We start from the raw sequence: 17,055 nt of genomic DNA, 5'->3' as shown, positions 1-17,055 counted from the left end.
TGCCGGTCGCGACCGGCCGGCAGGAGGGCCCTGAGCGGTTGTAGGACGAGGGCAGAGGGGGTCGACTTCTTCGTGTCATCTGCCAGTACGGCGTCCGCACGGGGCGGAGGGAGACTTCCTGCCACGGCCGTGACCCGAGGGTCCCGCACCCGGAGGACCGCCGCGGCCATCTACAGGAGCAGGCACAGGAGGGGGCGGCACGTGAGCGTGCAGCAGTACGACGAGATCGGCGAGGCATTCGAGGGTTTCAAGTCCCTGCCGCTGATCCGTTACGGGGAGGTGCCGAGCTTCCTCTGGGCGGACCTCCTCGCCAACCCGCCGCTGGAGATGCTGCGCTGCCGTGCCTGACCGATCGGCCGCCCGGACCATGGGTGCGGCGCCCCGGACGCGCGGGACCGCAGCCACTTCCCCCGCTCGACGCGTCAGCCGCGCAGGCGGACGTTGAGCCGGGCGGCCTGGCGGGTCAGGTGGTCGCGTTCGCCCAGATCGGACGCCTTGTGGGCCGCCTCGGCGTACAAGCGTGCCGCCGTCGCCAGATCGCCGTCACGCTCGTGGAGGTACGCCGCCACCGCGGTGTAGCGGGGCAGGGAGGCGTCCAGCGCGGTCAGGGCCGCCAGGCCGGCGCGCGGTCCGTCGGCCTCGCCCACGGCCACCGCGCGATTGAGCCGGACGACCGGACTGTCGGTCAGGCGCGCCAGCTCGTCGTACCACTCCACGATCTGCACCCAGTCGGTCTCCTCGGCGGTGGGCGCGTCGGCGTGCAGGGCCGCGATGGCGGCCTGGGCCTGGAACTCGCCCAGCCGGTCGCGGGCGAGGGCCGCCTGGAGGATCTCGACGCCCTCGGCGATCGACACGGTGTCCCACCGGCCGCGGTCCTGCTCGGCGAGCGGCACCAGGCTGCCGTCGGGTGCGGTCCGGGCGGCGCGCCGGGCGTGGTGGAGCAGCATGAGGGCGAGCAGCCCGGCCACCTCGGGGTGGTCGATCACGGCCGCGAGCTGCCGGGTGAGCCGGACGGCCTCGGTGGCCAGGTCGACGTCGCCGGAGTAGCCCTCGTTGAACACCAGGTACAGGACGCGCAGCACGGTAGCGACGTCTCCGGGCTGGTCGAACCGCACCCCGGAGACGGTGCGCTTGGCCCGGCTGATCCGCTGCGCCATGGTCGCCTCCGGCACCAGGTAGGCCTGGGCGATCTGACGGGTGGTGAGACCGCCGACGGCGCGCAGCGTGAGCGCGACCGCCGACGCCGGCGTCAGGGAAGGATGGGCGCACAGGAAGTACAGCTGGAGTGTGTCGTCCACCGCGGGCGCGGGACCGGGCGCCGGCTCCTCGTCGACCAGGTCCTCACGCCGGCGCCGGGCGGTGTCCGCCCGGGTCGCGTCGAGGTAGCGGCGCCAGGCCACGGTGACCAGCCAGCCCTTCGGGTCCCGGGGCGGATCGGCCGGCCAGACGCGGACCGCCTCGACCAGCGCGTCCTGTACGGCGTCCTCGGCCGCCGCGAAGTCGGCTCCGCGGCGGACGAGGATGCCGAGGACGCTCGGCGTGAGGCTCCGGAGCAGGTCCTCGTTCATGGCCGAGGTCACTCCGTGACGGTGGGCGGCTCGGCCAGGAACGGGCGCAGCTCGAGCCACTCGTGGATCGCCTCCCCGCCCGCCCCGGGGGCCGCCGACAGCTCCCCGGCCAGCTCGACGGCACGCTCGTAGCTGTCGACGTCGATCACCATCCAGCCGGCGATGAGGTCCTTGGTCTCGGCGAACGGGCCGTCGGTGACCGGCGGGCGCCCCTCACCGTCGTACCGCACGAACGTCCCCTCGGACGCGAGCGCCTGAGCGTCGACGAACTCACCGGTCTCCTCCAGCCGGGCCGCGAAGTCGCGCATGTACTGCACGTGCGCCGAGATCTCCTCCGGCGTCCACTGGTCCATCGGCACGTTGTTCACCGGTGCCGGAGCGCCGCGGTAGTGCTTGAGCAGCAAGTACTTCGCCATCGTCCTACTCCTTCGTGCTGAGGCGACCCATTGTGGTCGCTGTCACCACGGGGACGGAGCCGGCCACGGGTTCTCGACATCGTCGGGAAAGTTTTTTCCGCAGGCGATCAGCAGCAGGATCGGCGTGTGCCGGCTGCATCAATGGAGCTTGCGATCTGTTTTCCGGCGCACGGAACAGTGTGTACCGGTGGCGGGTGCGGGGAAGGCGCGCCAGGCGGGCACGGGTGCGCCTTCCCGCAGCGAGTCGGCGGGGTCAGCCGAGCTGCGCCGCCGACGGCACCACCACGCCGTACAGGTCGCCGATCGTGGCGAGCGCACCGTGGTGCAGCGCCTCGGCGGAGACCTCGGCGACCGACGTCCGCAGCGGCCGGGTCGCCGAGGCGTCCGCGACCACGGTGGGCCGGTTGCCCCGCAGGAACGCGCCCTGCGCGGTGAAGGCGACGCACATGTGCGTCATGAACCCGGCGATCACGACATCGTCGTTCCCGGCCGCGTCCACCAGGGCCCCGAGGTCGGTGTCGAGGAACGCGTTCGGCTTGGTCTTCACCACGGTCTCTTCGCCGTCGACCGGCGCGACCTTCGGGTGGATCCGGCCGATCTCCGCGCGGATGTCGTACGGAGTGCCCTCGCCGCCGTCGTTGACGACGTGGATGACCTTCGCGCCGGCCGCTCGGGCCCGCGAGAGCAGCTCGGCCCCGGCGTCCAGGGCCTCCTTCCAGCCTTCCAGCTCCATGACGCCCTGGGTGTAGGTGTTCTGGTAGTCGATCAGGATCACCGTGGCGGACGCGAGCGACGCGGGGGTGTCGTCGAACGAGTTCAGCTCACGCAGAGTGGTGGTGGACATGCCTGTCCCCTTCAAGTGGTGTGCTCGACAGTGGATTTGGGGCACTACGCGGTGACCCGATGTGAACCGTACGGGACCCCGAGACATGTCGGCAATGACATCCGAACCGCAGATACGGACATCGGGGAGCGCGGTCGGCTCGCTGTGCGGGAGCTTCGGCACCTCGCGCGAAAGGTCCCTGCCGAAGGGATCACGGCAGGGGCCGGTGCGGGCGAGCGGGCCTGACCGGCCCGGTGCCGTGCAGCGCGATGGCCGCGGGGCGCCCGACTGCTTGTCGGTCGCAACCGCGCGGGCCGGGGGCCTTCCCGCGGTTGCGGCGGGCGGTGGTCAGGGTGCGCCGGTCGGCGGGATGTCGAGGTGCGCCCGGTACCACGGGGCGGTGTCCGCGAAGGCGTCCGTGAAGGCGGGCCCGGGATCCAGGTCGAGATGGCGCCAGAGGGGGACGCTGTCGAAGCAGTGGTCCTGGGTGAGGAGGTTGAGGCGGCGGCGCAGGGTGGGGTTGTGGCGGGTCCCGAAGCGGTCGTGGGCCTGCTCGGTGGTGATGTCGTCCTGGGGGAGAGGGAGCCCCAGGTGGTGGGCCACGGTGGTGATGAGGGTGCGGACGGTGACGGGTTCGGGGTGATCGGCGTGGAAGACGGTCGCGTGGGGGATGGTGGTGGACCGGGCGAGGCGGGCGATGGCGGTGGCGAGGCGGTCGACGCGGATCATCGACAGGCGGGCCCGGCCGTGGTCGACCCAGTGCGGCAGACGCTGGAGGAGGGCGACGAGGGAGGGGACGACCCAGGTGTCGCCGCGGCCGTAGATGAGATGGGGGCGCAGGACGGTGCCCCCGGCGGCGAGAACGGCGGTCTCGCCGGCGAGCCGGGTCTCGCTGGTGGCGGAGACGGGGGCCGGGCGGGGGGCGGCCCCGGGGTCACCGTGATGCGGGCCGTCACCGTAGACGGCGGCGGTGCCCAGTTGAAGGACGCGGCCGGTCCCGGCGCGCTGCGCTTCCCGGAGGAGGGCCTCGGTGCCGCCTACGTTGACCGCGCGCAGTTCCTCTTCGGTGCCCGTGATGCGTGCGGCCAGATGCAGGAGGGTGTCGGCGCCTTCGCAGAGGCCGCGCAGTGAGGCGGGGTCGGTCAGGTCGCCGTGGACCACCTCGTCGCCGGGAGCGAGGTGGGCGGGCACGCGGTCATGGGTGAGCAGGCGCAGGCGTGGCGCGGGGGATCCGGGCAGGGGCGTGCGCAGTGCGTGCAGGACCTGCGTGCCGACGAACCCGGTGGCGCCGGTGACGAGGACGAGGGGCCGGGTCATGGGGTGGTGGCTCACCTCTGCGGAGTGGGGGAGGCGTGGGTGGGCGGGGCGGCGGGCTGCGGGGTCGAGTCGGCGGGGAGAGCGTTGTCGAGGGTGGCCTCGAAGATGCGGTGACCGTTCTGATGGCCGGATATCTCGGTCGTTCCCGTGCTCTGGGCGCTGCGCGCGGTGTGCGCGGAGATGGTGCAGGGGGTGGCGAACTCGGCGTAGCGGTGGAAGCTGATGGTGAAGTTCCGGGGGTAGTACGCGCCGGCGCCGTGGGCGTGGGCGGCTTGGAAGGCGGCTTCGGCGAGGACGATGCCGGGGAAGTGGTCGTTGGGGTGGTCGTAGAGGGCGCGGTTGGTGGTGGGGAGGCGGAGTTGCCACTGGTGGGGGGTGGCGGTGGGGGTGAGGACGACTTCCTCGGGGCGGGTCTTGCCGACGAGGTGCGGGGCGAGGGGGCACTGCGGTGTGGGGGGCTGGGCGGCCAGCTGGGCGGAGCGGAGGCGTTGGTAGGCGGCGCGGGTGGTGATGAGGAGTTCGCCGCCGCCTCGGGCGGTGACCTGACCGCGGTGACGGATGATCATGTGGCAGTTCATGCCGGCCAGTGCGCGGCCACGGCGCCGGATGTCGGTGAGGGTCACGTCGACGTCGACGGGGCCGTGGTCGGCGTGGGTGGTGAGGTGGTGGGGGTCGGCGGTGAAGCGGAGGGTGCGGATGACGAAGTGTTCGCCGGGTGGGACCCCGAGTTCGGCGTGGGCGAGGAGGAGGGCGCACTGGCGAAGCGTCTCGGTGAGGATCAGGGGGGAGTGGCGGCCCTGGAGGGGGGTGAAGTAGGCGTGGTCGTGGGGCCAGCGGACGGTGACGGTGTAGTGGGTGGCGCTGTGTCTGGTCCAGCTGACGGGTAAGACCTCGCTGTCGTGGTGGCGATGTACGAGGTGCTTGTCCACGGTGCCTGTCGAGCGTTCGGCAGGTGATGTCACGCGATCCCCCTGTAGCCTCAACTTGCCCTGTGGGAGCGTTAGTTCGATCCCATTGCGTAACATACGGGCAAGGGGGAATGTCGATCAATGCACATCCGGGTGGCTGCCGTGTCGCGGTGCGGCCCCGCCCGGCCCGGCCCGCGAACAGGCGGGTGGGTCGTCCTGGCTCCCGGGCCGGGAGAGGTGTCGGGTGCGACGGGGCGCTTCGCGGGTGACAGCGAGGGTGTCGGGGTGGGGAGGATCTGTGGCACAGCGGCGCCAGGGGTTGCGGACGCGACAGCGGATTTTGGAGACGGCCGGGGCGGTCTTCGCCGAGCGGGGCTATGACGGGGCGACGATCTGCGATGTGTACGAACGGCTGGGGCTGACCAAGGGGGCGTTCTACTTCCACTTTCCTTCCAAGGCCGCCCTGGCCGAGGCGCTGCTGGCGGCGCAGCTGGACGACGAGACGTATCCCGTGCTCCCGCGCCAGCTGAAGCTGCAGGAGCTGATCGATTTCGGCATGGTGTTCGCGAACGCGCTCATGCACGATCCGATGCTGCAGGGCAGTATCCGGCTCGCGATGGAACCCAGTACCGGAAGTTTCGACCGTGGACGTCCCTACCGCTCCTGGATCGCACTGAACCTGCGAGGTCTGCAGCAGGCGTGGGACCACGGGGAGCTGCAGCCGCATGTCGACATCGCCGAGGCGGCCGACGTCCTGGTGGGGGCGTACTCGGGTGTCCAGGCGCTGTCGCAGGTCCTGACCGAGCGCAGGGACCTGGAACAGCGGGTCTCGGTGCTCCTGGGCTACATCCTGCCGGGTATCGCCGTGCCCGGTGTCCTCGCCCGGCTGGACCTGGCACCGGACCGGGGGGAGAAGGTCCTGGCCGAACTGGGCCGGACGTCCACCGGCTGACGCGTCCGGTTCCGTGATCTTCGGCAGGGTGCGGGCGCGCAGGGTCCTGGGGCGACCAGCGGCGCAGAATGCCGTCCTGCGAAGACGCTGGAGGCCCCATGGAACAATCCCTCTCGTCACGGGCCCAGGGGGATGACACCGTATGGAACGGGTTGAGGCTGCGCGAGACCTCGTACTCGGTTACGTCCGCGCTCTGAACGCGGTTGACGAGGCCATGAGGGTGGCGATCCCATCGCTTGAGCGGCTCGTGGACGTCGTCGGCCTGGCCCGTTCGCGCCGGATCAGCCGAAGTGATCACGTCGGCACCTACTTCTACCAGGTCCATGGGGCAGGGTGCCGCTTCGTCGGCGACAACGGCACCGTGGTCGATGTGGACTTCGCAGCCGACGGGAGTGCAGTCTTCGACCTCTGGCGGCTGCGCGGGTACGGGCTGAGCCTGCCGGAGCCTCTTGACGTCACGGATCAGGACATGCGGTCCGCAGTGCAGTCGCTGCAACCGCTGCTGACCGAGGTGCGGCCGGGGTGGTACGGCGTAGCCACGACGTCATGGCCCCGGTCGGCGAACGGACGTCGGCGTTTGCGACGGGGGTGTCCTTGAAGTCCCCGAGTCGGTGGGATGGCGGCCGGCAGACCAGGAGTTGTGTCGGGTCGTGCCGGTTGGTGCCGGTGACGGTGGGGCGAGCGGGGTTCAGTGACGGTCGACGATAAGGTGGTGCTTCGAGCCGGGGTCGGCACGGTCGACGGGTGCAGGCCCGGTAGAGCTGACGAGGAACACCCCACCGTGCGGGTGCTCGCGAGCGTACTCGATCGCGGACAGCCGGATGACAGCGTGGCTTGCCGGATCAGGGACGCACATCGACGTAGTCGCCGGGAGCCTTGGCCGGGCCGGTGGTGGTGGTGCCGGTGAAGCTCCATCGCCAGGAGCCGTCCTCGACTGCCTTGACCGTGGTGCGAAGGGTGCCGGTGCCGCTGGTCTTCACCGTGACCACCGTGGTGTAGGTGCTGCTGCCCTTCGGGCGGAACTGCAGGTTCACGGCTTGGCCCGCGTATCCCGCATACCGGTAGGTGTCCCAGTTGGCCCGCGCGAGCTTGCCGGTGATGGTGATACGAGCGCCCTTCGCCACCGGTTCCGGTGCGGCGTTGACCGTGAGCCGCGCGGCACGCTTGAGGCCGAACGATCCCACGCCGGGGGCGAAAGCGGAATCGCCGTCCCTGGCGTCGACCAAGGCGTCGACCGACCATGTTCCCGCGTTGGCGTTGGCCAGGTCCACCGGGTCGTCGCTGCCCGGAGCCGGGTGGGCGTTGACGGTGAACACCGTCGTGCATGCCGTCGTGGTCTCGCAGAACGCGTCGGTGGTGTAGAAACCGCCGTGCGGCCCCTTGAGGTCCACATCGGCGAAAGACAGACCGGAGTCATCCGCTCCGGTGATCGTGACCGGGAACTGCACGTTGTGCGTGATACCCACGATGACGTCATGCCCGGAGTTGACGGTGGCACCGCCGACCACCGGATCGCTGGGCGCGGTATCGGACACGGCATCGGCCGAGGCGCCGACCCCCGCCAGCAGAACGGCGACGGCCCCCACCACGACACCGCGGCTTGCGGCGCGACCGACGGGCCTGCGCCGTATGGCGCGTGCGGCGGCGATGGGCGGGGCGGTGTCGCGCCCGCCGCTTTGTCCGTCGCTAGGTGGTGCGGCGAAGCGGCTCATGAATCCTCCCGGGGGTGATCGGCCTTGCTGCCCACCATGCCGCGCGTGCGTGCAGTTGGTGGCGAGCGCAGGAGACCGATGGGTGTCACTGCCTACGACTGCCGAACCGGCCCGATCGTTGCCCCGTCCGCGCGAGAAAACAACGAAGAGGAACCGGCAGCCGCGGGCGTGGGTGAAGGAGATGGAGCTCGAGCGGGAGATCGGGTTGGTGCGCCACTGCCGGCCCATCGTGGTGACCGGTGAGCCACGATGCGGGCCGAGAAAACGGCTTTGCACCCCGTGTGATCGGCGTGGAAGCTGGCTCGCCGGAGGTACTGAAGATGACCGACATGGTGTTGAAGCTGTCAGTCCGGGACTTAATGCATGCGGACCTGGCATCGTGCGGGTGGGCAGGGTCCGACCACCACCTGGCCGGCGTCGCCAGACAGTTGGAACGTGCGCGGATCGGTGAGATCGACTACCTTGCGGTCTGCCCCGCAACCAACATCCCTGTGGCGAAGGGCGGGGTCGACTACCAGGTCAAGGACGGTGTCGGCACTCTGTGGCAGCTGGCGGTCCACCCCGCACTGCAGTCGTGCGGGATCGGCACGTTCCTTGTCGAAGCGGCTGAACTGCGGATCAGGAATCGCGGTTTGCGGCAGGCCGAGCTGGCGGTGGAGGAAGACAACTCCCGGGCACGGGCACTGTACGAACGACTGGGATATGTCGCGTACGACCGTCAGCCGGACTCGTGGGACGAGCAAGCCCCTGACGGATCGTTGCGCCGCTACGAAACTGTCTGCACGTTGATGCGGAAGAAACTCACGTAGCTCAGTCACCTTCACGAACCTCCTGGTGAACGCGTCGCCGCAGGTCATGCAGTCATCGGCTCCGGGTGTCGTCCTGCAACTCCCACAGCTCGTCCGGCACCAGCCGCTCGACGACCCCCACCGCGACCGGTTATCGATCACGCCACATGAGATGGCCTGTCAAGACAGCGTGGCCCTTGGTTGTCGTCAGCCGGCTCCAGCCGCTCACGGCTGCTTGTCAGGGTGAAGTGAGATCCTCGCGGGCATGAGCCACGACTTGGCCGTCTGGGAAGGCGAGAGACCAGCGGACGACGCGACCGCTGGTCGGGCCCTCCACAACCTCTACGGCCGCCTCATCGACCAGGAGGCCGGCCAGGCTCCGACTGCGTGGATGCGTTCAGGACGGTTGTCGCCACAGTCGGTCCTGGAGCTGCCGACGGGCGGTCGACCAGACGATGTCGAACTCTTCCGCCGACAGCCACTGCGGGTCGTGCCCTTCCCACGCAGCGATGGGCGGCTCCGTGGTCAGGCCGTGGACACTCTCGTATTCAGCCAGCCGGCCGTCCCTTCGGGCTTCTTGCACTCGGCCGGCGAGGCAGCGGCCAATGCCGTGCTCCCGGGTTCCTGCAACTCGACTTGCCGAATCACGTACCCATCGCTGTCCAACTCGAAGTGGAAACAGACGGCTTCCTCGTCCCAGAAGCAGCGAACCCAGCGCGTCACTCGTTCACCGTGCCGAAGGGCTCGTCGTGCCAGCGCCGGCCGGCGGTGCCGTCGTCGTGGATGCGCAGCATGAACTCGGCGACCGGGCTGCCGTCGGGAAACGTCATGGTGAGCGCACTGCGCGACACAAACAGCCAAGGAAGCCCTCCGTCGGGCACCCGAACGAGACACCTCCGAGAGTCCGGAGAACCGCCCCCCGGCCCCCTGTGGCTCCGCTGCCCGCCTCGGGGGCAGATGGAAGCCGTCCACGGTCGTTCCGGCACGGCTGACACTGCCCGCGCCGACCGGGCCGTACCCGGTGGGCACGGTGGCGCTGCACCTGGTCGCCGCCGCCCGCCCGGACCTCGTGGCGCAGCGGCCGCGACCCGGCTGTCGGGGACCACATGGCCGCCTGGGCAGTCCGCCCAGCCGCTACGAGTTGCGCAGGGTGAGCGTCACATCGGCCTTGTCGTCGGGCTGTCCTTCCGACACATTCTGCACGTGTACGTTCCTGGAATCCGTTTGTCCCGGGTAGAGGAACATGTTGGCGAAGGCTGACGCGCCGTCCAGGTCGTTCGTATTCGTACTGGTGCCCTCGTAGAACTTGACCAAGCCGCCGGTCACCCTGATGAAGCCACCCTGCTGGTGAGTGAGCGTGTAGTGAACTTCGACCCTGATCTCTCCACCGCACCGGGCGGAGACCGCGATGTCCATGGGACGGCCGACCGCGATGTCACGCGGGGTGAGCCGGACGTCACTGCGGCAGCGCTCGTTGCGGCCGATGTTCTCGTGATCCATGATCTGGAAGACGGCGCTTCCGGTGACCGTCCGCAGGTCGGCGGCGTGGGCGGACGTCGCCAGAGCGGGGAATGCCACGACGGTTGCGGCGGGGACCACGAGCGCTCGCCAGAGCGCGGAACCGTATGCGCCGCGGCGTATGCCTTCTGCCTTCACGACGATTCCCTCCGTCAGAATGGGTGCACGAGATCGCGACCCAGCCGCTCGACGCCCCCTCGTCATCCACGCTACGCCCTGGGCCATCCGTGTGCATTTCGTGGCCCGAGCGTCAAGTCGTGTGCGCTGAGGGGGCGGTGGTCGTCCGGGGCGCACCGGACACGGATCCCGCGGCGCTGTCTCAGTCGGCCGAGTCCCTCGGGAGCCAGTCCGCGAAGACCTCCGGGAGACGGTCCAGGTCGTCGGCCGTGACCGTGACGAGACGCAGGCCGTGGTGGCGGGCCAGTGCCCGCTTGCGCGCGACCTTCGCCGCGTACGCCTCCTTCGTCATGAGGCCCAGGGCTTCGACGAACGTGCCGTCCGCCAGGCGCCAGTCGGCACGCAGGCCGGTCGTGTTGAGCTCCGGGTGGCGCGGGTAGGAGGGCTCCGGCTCGTGGCCCACGCCCCAGCGGTGGAGGAAGTCGTCCACGTGCCGTTCGAACAGGGAGCGGCACAGGTGCCCGTCCGTGGCCGTGGTCACCGTACCCATCGACGCGCGGACCCCGTCCGTGAGGAGACCCGCGTGTGCCAGCCACTCCGTCCAGGTGCGGGCCGGGCGAGCCGACCGCGCACTCAACAGCGCGGAATCGGGGCGCGGCACCAGGAAACGGCAGAGCATCGCCTCGTCGACCAGGCCGGGGCTCTCGAACGGGACGCAGAGGCGGTTCAGTTGGGCGAGGGACGGCGGCCCGGAGAACTCGATCTCCGCGAGCCTGCGCAGCGCGTACACGATGGCTTCCGTCCACGCGCCGTCCTCACCGGTGTCCCGGAGCGTCCCGTTTCGCGCGAGGGCGCAGCAGCCGTGGCAGTAGAAGAGCCCCCGGCGTGCCGACTGGGCGGAGCGACCGCAGAGCCGGCACGGTCCGCGCTCCGCGAGGTCCACGGGGGCCCCGAAGAGCGCTTCCAGGGCTCGCCGGTAGTACGGGTTCTCCGCCGCGTCGTCGATGAGCGGCGGCAGCGGGCTTCCGGCCGTCGCGGCCGGAGCCGTCCCGCTCCCGGGCTTCGCGGCGAGCCAGCGGCGGTGGGGCTCGGGGATCAGCCGCTGGACGGCGGTCGTCACCCGGCTGGCGCGGCTGACCGGGCTGACCCGGGCCGGCGCGACCGCGGCGCGCAGGTTGTGCCGCTCCACCTCCTCGCGCGGCGCGCCCCAGGTCACGAGCAGCGGCCGTACCCCGTGCCGGCGCAGCAGCACCGTCAGCGGCTCGGCGAGCGGTGCCGCGTACACGGTGAGCGTGCCCGAGTCCGGGTCGAACCATCCGGCTTCGGGGAGCCGGTCCCGTGACAGCCCCGGCTTCGAGAGCCGGATCGACCAGGTGCCCGAGCCCACCACGACCACCGCGTCCGGGAAGCCGTCCAGGGCCGCCAGGTGCTCGGGTGCGTCCACGTCCACCCCGTGCGCGCGCAGCGCGTCGAGGGCCTCGGCGCGCACCCGCTCGTCGACGAGGGTGAGCGGGCCGTCCGGCTGGTGGTACTGCCCGATCTCCACACCGGACGCGTCCAGGACGAGGATCCGGGTGTGCCGGTAGACGGACCGGGTGACGGCGCGCAGGCCGCGGACCCCGTGCCCCGAGTTCCGGTACGACTCCCAGGCACGCAGGAGCGGCAGCGCCTCGGCGTCCCGTCGCCGCCGTGCGCGGTCCCGTTCGGTCTCCCGGCCCCAGGTCCCGCCGGCGGCGCGGTGGCTCAGTCCGGTCCGCATCCGGATGGCGAGCCGTTCGGCGAGCGCCCGGCGCAGGCCCGACTCGACACCGGTCGGGGCCGGCTCCTTCTCCGGGTGCGGGTCGGCTGTCGGCCGGTGGGCCTCCAGGTATGCGTCCACGAGGGCGCGGACGGTCTGCCGTTCGGGCAGCAGGACCCGCACGGAACCGATCGCGTACCCGAAGGCCCTCTGCTCCGCCCACGACACCGGCTCGTCGCGGCTGGGCTCCCAGCCGGTGCCGTCCTCGTCGTCGTCCTCCTCGTCGAAACGGCTGTCGCTCTCGAGGTCGTGGAGCTCTATCCATCCATGACAGCCGACGGGCGTCCCGGTCTCGTCGGTGAGCCTGCGGATGCTCTCGCTCGTGACGTGCAGCGCACTGCTGTACAAGTAGCCCATGTGCCGGTCGAGAACGGAACCGTGGTGGGCGGGCGGGGCGGCGACCGAGACGGCACGCGCGTCGTAGTCGTTGTCGGGCCGGGGGACGAGATTCACGCGTACCGGTATGACGGCGTCGCAATCGGCCTTGCGCGGTGCCGGCCTGACGCTGTCCTTCCGCAACTGGCCGAGGACGAAGGCGCGCAGGGCGGGCACGGAGTCGTCGAAGACGGCGAACCCCGGGGAGAAGTCCTTCGCCGGGTCCCCCGGGATCATGAGCATGCCCGCGTCGGAGGCGTACTGGATCGTGTCTCGGCTCGACATGCGCGGATTATGTCAGAGGCATATGCATGGCCTGCGGAGAAGCGGGCCGACGACCCCCGCGTGCCGAGCGGTGCGCACTGCGGCTCCGGGAAGCAGTCAGCCGCTCGAACACACGGGCGGCAGCCGCTATGATCTTCGCGGCAAGGCTGTAGCGCAGAGGTCGTCGCGCCCAAGCATCAAGCTGGAGGACGTCGGTTCGAATCCGACCGGTCTTGCCACCCTTGTCGTGGAGGAAAGTCGATTGGCGTCGGTTCGTCCTGGGCGGGCGGAGGGCGATGCCGCCCTCGGCGCGCCGGGCACCGGCGATGGACCGGTGGAGTGGTGATGACGCAGCCGACACCCGTACGCTGCCCCGCGATCGAGCACCCGGACATCCCGCTCAGCGATCCCGCCGGTCTGGAACCGTTGCTCACCCGACTGCGGTCCGCGCGGCCGGTCGAGACCGACGAGACCTTCCCGCTCGGCACCGTGCGCGCGGACGGACGCATCGACCTGTGCAAGCAGGGCCTCGGCGCGGGCGGCGCCGCCCGGCTGATGCCCGTCGCCGCGGGCTCCCCGCACGCCACGCACGTCCTGCTCGGCACCAACGCCATCGGCGACGAGGGAGCCCGCACGATCGCCGACGCGCTGGCCGACGGCCACGGCCTGCACACGCTCTACCTCGGCTGCAACCGCATCGGCCCCGACGGCGCCGCCGCGCTCGCCGACGCGCTGACGACGGACGGCACCGTCCGCGCCCTCTGGCTCAAGCGCAACCCGGTGGGCGACGACGGCGCCCGGGTGCTCGCCCGCATGCTCCGCCGCAACACCACCTTGCGCACCCTCGACCTGGTCAACACCGGTCTGACCACCGACGGTCTGCGGGCCCTGCTCGACGCCCTCACCGGCCGGCCCGACCCCGTGGAGCGACTCTTCCTCGGCGGCAACGGCCTCACCGCCGACGCCGCACCGCTCCTGACGGCGCTGATCCGCGAGGCGGGCGTGCGCGAGCTGTACCTCCCCGCCAACCACCTCGGCGACGAGGGCGCCGCGCTCCTCGCCGCCGCGGCCGACCCCGCCCGGCCGGTCCGCCTCGGCCTGGGCGGCAACGGCATCGGCCCCCTCGGCGCCAGGGCCCTCGCCGACTCCCTCGACGGGATCGAGGCACTCGACCTGGGCCGGCCGCCCTCGGAACGCAGCCTCGGCGCCCCCGCCAACACCACCGGCGACGAAGGCGCCCACGCGCTGGCCGCCGCCCTGTCGGGCAGCCCGCTGCGCCGGCTGGAACTGTGCCACACCGGCCTGACCGGCCGGGGCGCGAAGACACTGCTGGCCGCGGTGCCCGACGACTCGCCCCTGGAGTACGTCGGTCTGGGACCCGGGCTGCCCCGCAAGGTGAAGCGGTCCTTCACCCGGCGTCTGCGACCTGTCGGCAGGTCGCACCCCGACCTGCGCGCGATAGGGAGCGTCTACCGGTGAGCTCTCGAGGCGAACTCCGCTGCTTCCCGCCGGACGAGGCGGCGAGCCGCCGCCGGATCCGCCGGTACGCGGTGCCCGGCTGGATGATCGAGCGCGCGACCGAACGCCGCCTGGCCGGTGACTGGCGGGGTGCCTGCGCGGCGGCGAACGTCGACGTCGCCTTCGACCTGGCCGATGTCGCCGACCACTGCGGCGACGACGTCGCCGCGGCCCTCGAGGACGACCTGCGCCACTTCGCCCCCGACCTGCTGCGCTGGCATCTGCCGCGCGTGCTGGGCGGGCGGACCACCCTGGCCACGGACACGACGGTCGTCCTCGCGCGCTACCGGCCGAAGCAGGCGGGTGAAGGCCGCCGGGTCACCCCGTATCTGCACATCACCACGCCCGCCATGAGCGACGGCCCGCAGCGGATCGCCCTGCGCTTCCGGACCGTCCGGGACGAGCGGGCCGCGGGCGTCTTCGGCCGGAGCACCCAGGACTGGCGATCCGCGCGGCACCTGTGGGACGCACGGCACGCCGCCGAACTGCGCGAACGGTGCGGCGGTGGCGCCGACAGGCCGCCGTTCCTCCACGCCGACGCCGTCCCGCGCGCCGTGGACGAACTGCCGACGGCCGATCCCGGCGACGGCGACCCGGCGGCACGGACCGAGTGGGTCACACTGCTGCACCAACAGGGCGACACCCAGGCCGCCTTCGCCGCCGCCGGCATCGACCTGGACCTCACACCACCGCGGACTTCGGGCTGGCACCGAGCCGACCCGGAGGCGCTTCTGGGCGGCCTCGCGCTCAACCTCACCCGCCTGGAGCCCGAGGTCCGCCTGCAGATGGCCGAAGGAGGCGCCGAACGGTTCCTCGTCGCCGGGCACTGGCGGACCCACCTCCTGCTGGAGCCCGTGGACGCCCGCGGGCTGCGGGCGCGAGCCGTCGACCGGGACGACGTCGAGGACGTACCCCTCCTCGCCGAGGCCCTGTGGCGCAGACTGCCCGACCTCGACCTGATGCGCGTCCAGGGCGTCGCGGCGGAGCATCTGCATCCGCTGGTCCGCGAGGCGCTGTTCCCCGCTCTCACGGTCCCCGAAGGCCCGGTCGGGCCGCCCGGACCGACAGCTCCCGCCCCCGTAAGGGTCAGGTGCCGTGGGGAATGGCACGAGGTGGCCTTCCGGCCCGGCGGCCTGCTGCGCATGCCGCACAGCGACGAGGAGCAGCAGCGCGAACGCGCCATGCGCGCCTTCGGCGGAGCCGTCGCCGGATGCTTCGCCGTGGAACAGACCTGGACCTCCGGGAAGGGCCGTCTGCCGAAGGCACTGCGGGCGCAACGCAACGAACTCTTCCTGCGTGCCCAGCACGGTGACACCCCCGGCGTGCTGGAACTCCTGGACGCGGGTGTCGATCCGCGCGTACGGGACGGCAACGGGCGCACCTTGCTGCACGTGCTGAACCTCCTCGACCACGAGAGGCTGCTGCCTCGGCTGCTGGCGGAGGGACTGGACCTGGAGGCCCTCGACCGGCGGGAGCGCACCCCGCTGTTCGCGGCGGTCAACGACCTCGGTTCGAAGGCGCTGGTGGAGGCGCTCCTCGCCGCCGGAGCACGACTCGACGTGATCGACCAGTCCGAACTGTCGCTCGCCCAGCTGGTGCGTCGCTACAAGCGGCCCGACCTGGCCTTCCTGCGGCACCGCGTGCAGGCGGAGCACCCGGGCGTCGGCGCCGAGTGGTGGGACGAATGGATGGACGACCAGGAGCAGTACTACGCCGACGAGTCCGACGACCCCGACGACCCCGACGACGAGGAAGAGCCGGCCCTGTGAGCAGCGACCGTACCGCCCCCACCGTGGCGTCCGGCCCGCTGGCGGCCGCGGACGACCTCAACCGCAGGCTGCGTACGCTCCGGACCGAGCCCGCCGCGAACTCCCAGGCGGAGGCGCTCGCCCTCGCCGTGACGGCCAATCAGCCCGTGCTGCTCTGGGGAGAACCGGGAATCGGCAAGTCGGCCGTCCTGGAGCAACTCGCCGCCGGGCTCGGCCTGCCGCTGGAGACGGTCATCGCCAGCGTGCACGAGCCCTCCGACTTCGCCGGACTGCCCGTCGTCGGGGACGACCCGGCCGTGACCGGTGTGCCGATGGCCCCGCCCGACTGGGCCGTCCGCCTCGCCCGGGCCGGACACGGCCTGCTCTTCTTCGACGAACTGTCCTCCGCGCCCCCGGCCGTCCAGGCGGCGCTGCTGCGGGTGGTCCTCGAACGACGCGTCGGGAGCCTGGTACTGCCGGCGGCGGTACGGATCGTCGCCGCCGCGAACCCGCCCTCCAGCGCGGCGGACGGCTGGCATCTCAGCCCGCCGCTCGCCAACCGGTTCGTCCACCTCGAATGGACCCACGACCCCCGCACGGTGGCCCGCGGCATGGCCGGCACCTGGCCGGAGCTGACCGTCCCCGTCGTCGACGCCGGCAAGGTGCCCGGTGCGGTCGCGCGGGCCCGTGGCGCGATCTCCGGCTTCCTGACCGCCCGGCCCGGCCTGGTCCACCACATCCCCGGCGACGCCGAGAGCCGGGGCCGCTCCTGGCCGTCCCCCCGGACCTGGGAGATGGCACTCCGGCTGCTCGCCACCGGGTACGCGGCCGGCGTCGGCCGCGAGGCGCTGGCCGCCGCGCTCACCGGTGCCGTCGGGGACGGCGCGGGCATCGAGCTGCTGTCCTACCTCGAACACCTCGATCTGCCCGACCCCGACCGTGTCCTCGCCGATCCCGACGCCTTCGCCCTGCCCGACCGCGGCGACCGGCAGCTGGCCTTCCTCATCGCGGTGGTCGCCGCCATCCAGAGCGACCTCACCCGGCCCCGGTGGGAGGCCGGCTGGGCGGTGCTGGCGAAGGCCGTGGACGCGGGCGTGCCGGACGTGGCCGCCCGGGCGGCCACCGACCTCGCGGCGATGCGGCACCTCGACTGGCCCGTGCCGCCCGGCATCGACGGGTTCCTGGACCTGCTCCAGATGTCCGGGGCGCTGCCCGGCGCCGGCCGGTGAGGCG

Annotated in this window: 14 protein-coding genes and 1 pseudogene; 7 read left to right on the top strand and 8 right to left on the bottom strand. The window is 71.8% G+C overall.

What is annotated here, in order from left to right; all coding sequences use genetic code 11:
• Nucleotides 1-72 precede the first annotated feature (72 nt).
• Nucleotides 73-294: pseudogene (locus ACZ7KF_RS30550) on the top strand (class I SAM-dependent methyltransferase); the annotation flags it as partial.
• A gap of 128 nt (nt 295-422) precedes the next feature.
• Here ACZ7KF_RS30550 and ACZ7KF_RS30545 read toward each other — a convergent pair.
• The 5 genes from ACZ7KF_RS30545 to ACZ7KF_RS30525 all read right to left on the bottom strand — a co-directional run bounded on the left by ACZ7KF_RS30545 (nt 423) and on the right by ACZ7KF_RS30525 (nt 5,086).
• Nucleotides 423-1,568 carry an RNA polymerase sigma factor gene (locus tag ACZ7KF_RS30545; RefSeq protein ID WP_471082024.1) on the bottom strand — a complete coding sequence of 382 codons (1,146 nt, stop codon included), beginning with the start codon at nt 1,566-1,568 and terminating at the stop codon, nt 423-425.
• Nucleotides 1,569-1,576: 8 nt separating this feature from the next.
• Complete coding sequence (locus ACZ7KF_RS30540; protein WP_471082021.1) at nt 1,577-1,984, bottom strand: YciI family protein; 408 nt, start codon at nt 1,982-1,984, stop codon at nt 1,577-1,579.
• Between the two features lie 253 nt (nt 1,985-2,237).
• Nucleotides 2,238-2,828, bottom strand: a complete 591-nt coding sequence (locus ACZ7KF_RS30535) for a cysteine hydrolase family protein (protein ID WP_471082018.1) — start codon at nt 2,826-2,828, stop codon at nt 2,238-2,240.
• Between the two features lie 327 nt (nt 2,829-3,155).
• Nucleotides 3,156-4,124, bottom strand: a complete 969-nt coding sequence (locus tag ACZ7KF_RS30530; protein ID WP_471082015.1) for an NAD-dependent epimerase/dehydratase family protein — start codon at nt 4,122-4,124, stop codon at nt 3,156-3,158.
• Between the two features lie 11 nt (nt 4,125-4,135).
• On the bottom strand, nt 4,136-5,086 hold the full coding sequence (locus tag ACZ7KF_RS30525) for a ScbA/BarX family gamma-butyrolactone biosynthesis protein (protein ID WP_471082012.1): 951 nt from the start codon (nt 5,084-5,086) through the stop codon (nt 4,136-4,138).
• A gap of 244 nt (nt 5,087-5,330) precedes the next feature.
• Here ACZ7KF_RS30525 and ACZ7KF_RS30520 point away from each other — a divergent pair, with 244 nt between their 5' ends.
• Both ACZ7KF_RS30520 and ACZ7KF_RS30515 read left to right on the top strand, forming a co-directional pair.
• On the top strand, nt 5,331-5,984 hold the full coding sequence (locus ACZ7KF_RS30520) for a ScbR family autoregulator-binding transcription factor (protein WP_471082010.1): 654 nt from the start codon (nt 5,331-5,333) through the stop codon (nt 5,982-5,984).
• 142 nt (nt 5,985-6,126) lie between these two features.
• Nucleotides 6,127-6,582, top strand: a complete 456-nt coding sequence (locus ACZ7KF_RS30515; RefSeq protein ID WP_471082008.1) for a DUF6896 domain-containing protein — start codon at nt 6,127-6,129, stop codon at nt 6,580-6,582.
• 244 nt (nt 6,583-6,826) lie between these two features.
• On the opposite strand, the gene ACZ7KF_RS30510 is transcribed toward ACZ7KF_RS30515, so the two are convergent.
• Nucleotides 6,827-7,696: a calcium-binding protein gene (locus ACZ7KF_RS30510; RefSeq protein ID WP_471082007.1), complete on the bottom strand. Its 870-nt coding sequence runs from the start codon at nt 7,694-7,696 to the stop codon at nt 6,827-6,829.
• A gap of 320 nt (nt 7,697-8,016) precedes the next feature.
• On the opposite strand from ACZ7KF_RS30510, the gene ACZ7KF_RS30505 reads away from it, so the two are divergent.
• Complete coding sequence (locus ACZ7KF_RS30505) at nt 8,017-8,505, top strand: GNAT family N-acetyltransferase (protein WP_471082312.1); 489 nt, start codon at nt 8,017-8,019, stop codon at nt 8,503-8,505.
• 1,113 nt (nt 8,506-9,618) lie between these two features.
• Here the strand turns inward: ACZ7KF_RS30505 and ACZ7KF_RS30500 are convergent.
• Nucleotides 9,619-10,140: a hypothetical protein gene (locus ACZ7KF_RS30500; protein ID WP_471082005.1), complete on the bottom strand. Its 522-nt coding sequence runs from the start codon at nt 10,138-10,140 to the stop codon at nt 9,619-9,621.
• Nucleotides 10,141-10,321: 181 nt separating this feature from the next.
• On the bottom strand, nt 10,322-12,577 hold the full coding sequence (locus ACZ7KF_RS30495; protein WP_471082003.1) for a hypothetical protein: 2,256 nt from the start codon (nt 12,575-12,577) through the stop codon (nt 10,322-10,324).
• Nucleotides 12,578-12,901: 324 nt separating this feature from the next.
• Between ACZ7KF_RS30495 and ACZ7KF_RS30490 the strand changes: the two genes are divergently transcribed.
• The 3 genes from ACZ7KF_RS30490 to ACZ7KF_RS30480 are packed head-to-tail and all read left to right on the top strand — an operon-like array spanning nt 12,902 to nt 17,051.
• Entirely contained in the window at nt 12,902-14,035 is a 1,134-nt protein-coding gene (locus tag ACZ7KF_RS30490; protein WP_471082000.1) for a leucine-rich repeat domain-containing protein, read from the top strand.
• On the top strand, nt 14,032-15,843 hold the full coding sequence (locus tag ACZ7KF_RS30485) for an ankyrin repeat domain-containing protein (RefSeq protein WP_471081997.1): 1,812 nt from the start codon (nt 14,032-14,034) through the stop codon (nt 15,841-15,843). Before ACZ7KF_RS30490 ends, ACZ7KF_RS30485 begins: the two co-directional genes overlap by 4 nt.
• On the top strand, nt 15,840-17,051 hold the full coding sequence (locus ACZ7KF_RS30480; protein ID WP_471081993.1) for an AAA family ATPase: 1,212 nt from the start codon (nt 15,840-15,842) through the stop codon (nt 17,049-17,051). The genes ACZ7KF_RS30485 and ACZ7KF_RS30480 overlap by 4 nt, the downstream gene beginning before the upstream one ends.
• Nucleotides 17,052-17,055: the final 4 nt, after the last annotated feature.

It is taken from the genome of Streptomyces sp. NPDC038200 (genome assembly GCF_055600785.1).
The sequence above is the reverse complement of the archived record's forward strand: the minus strand, read 5'-3'. Positions and strand labels throughout refer to the sequence as shown.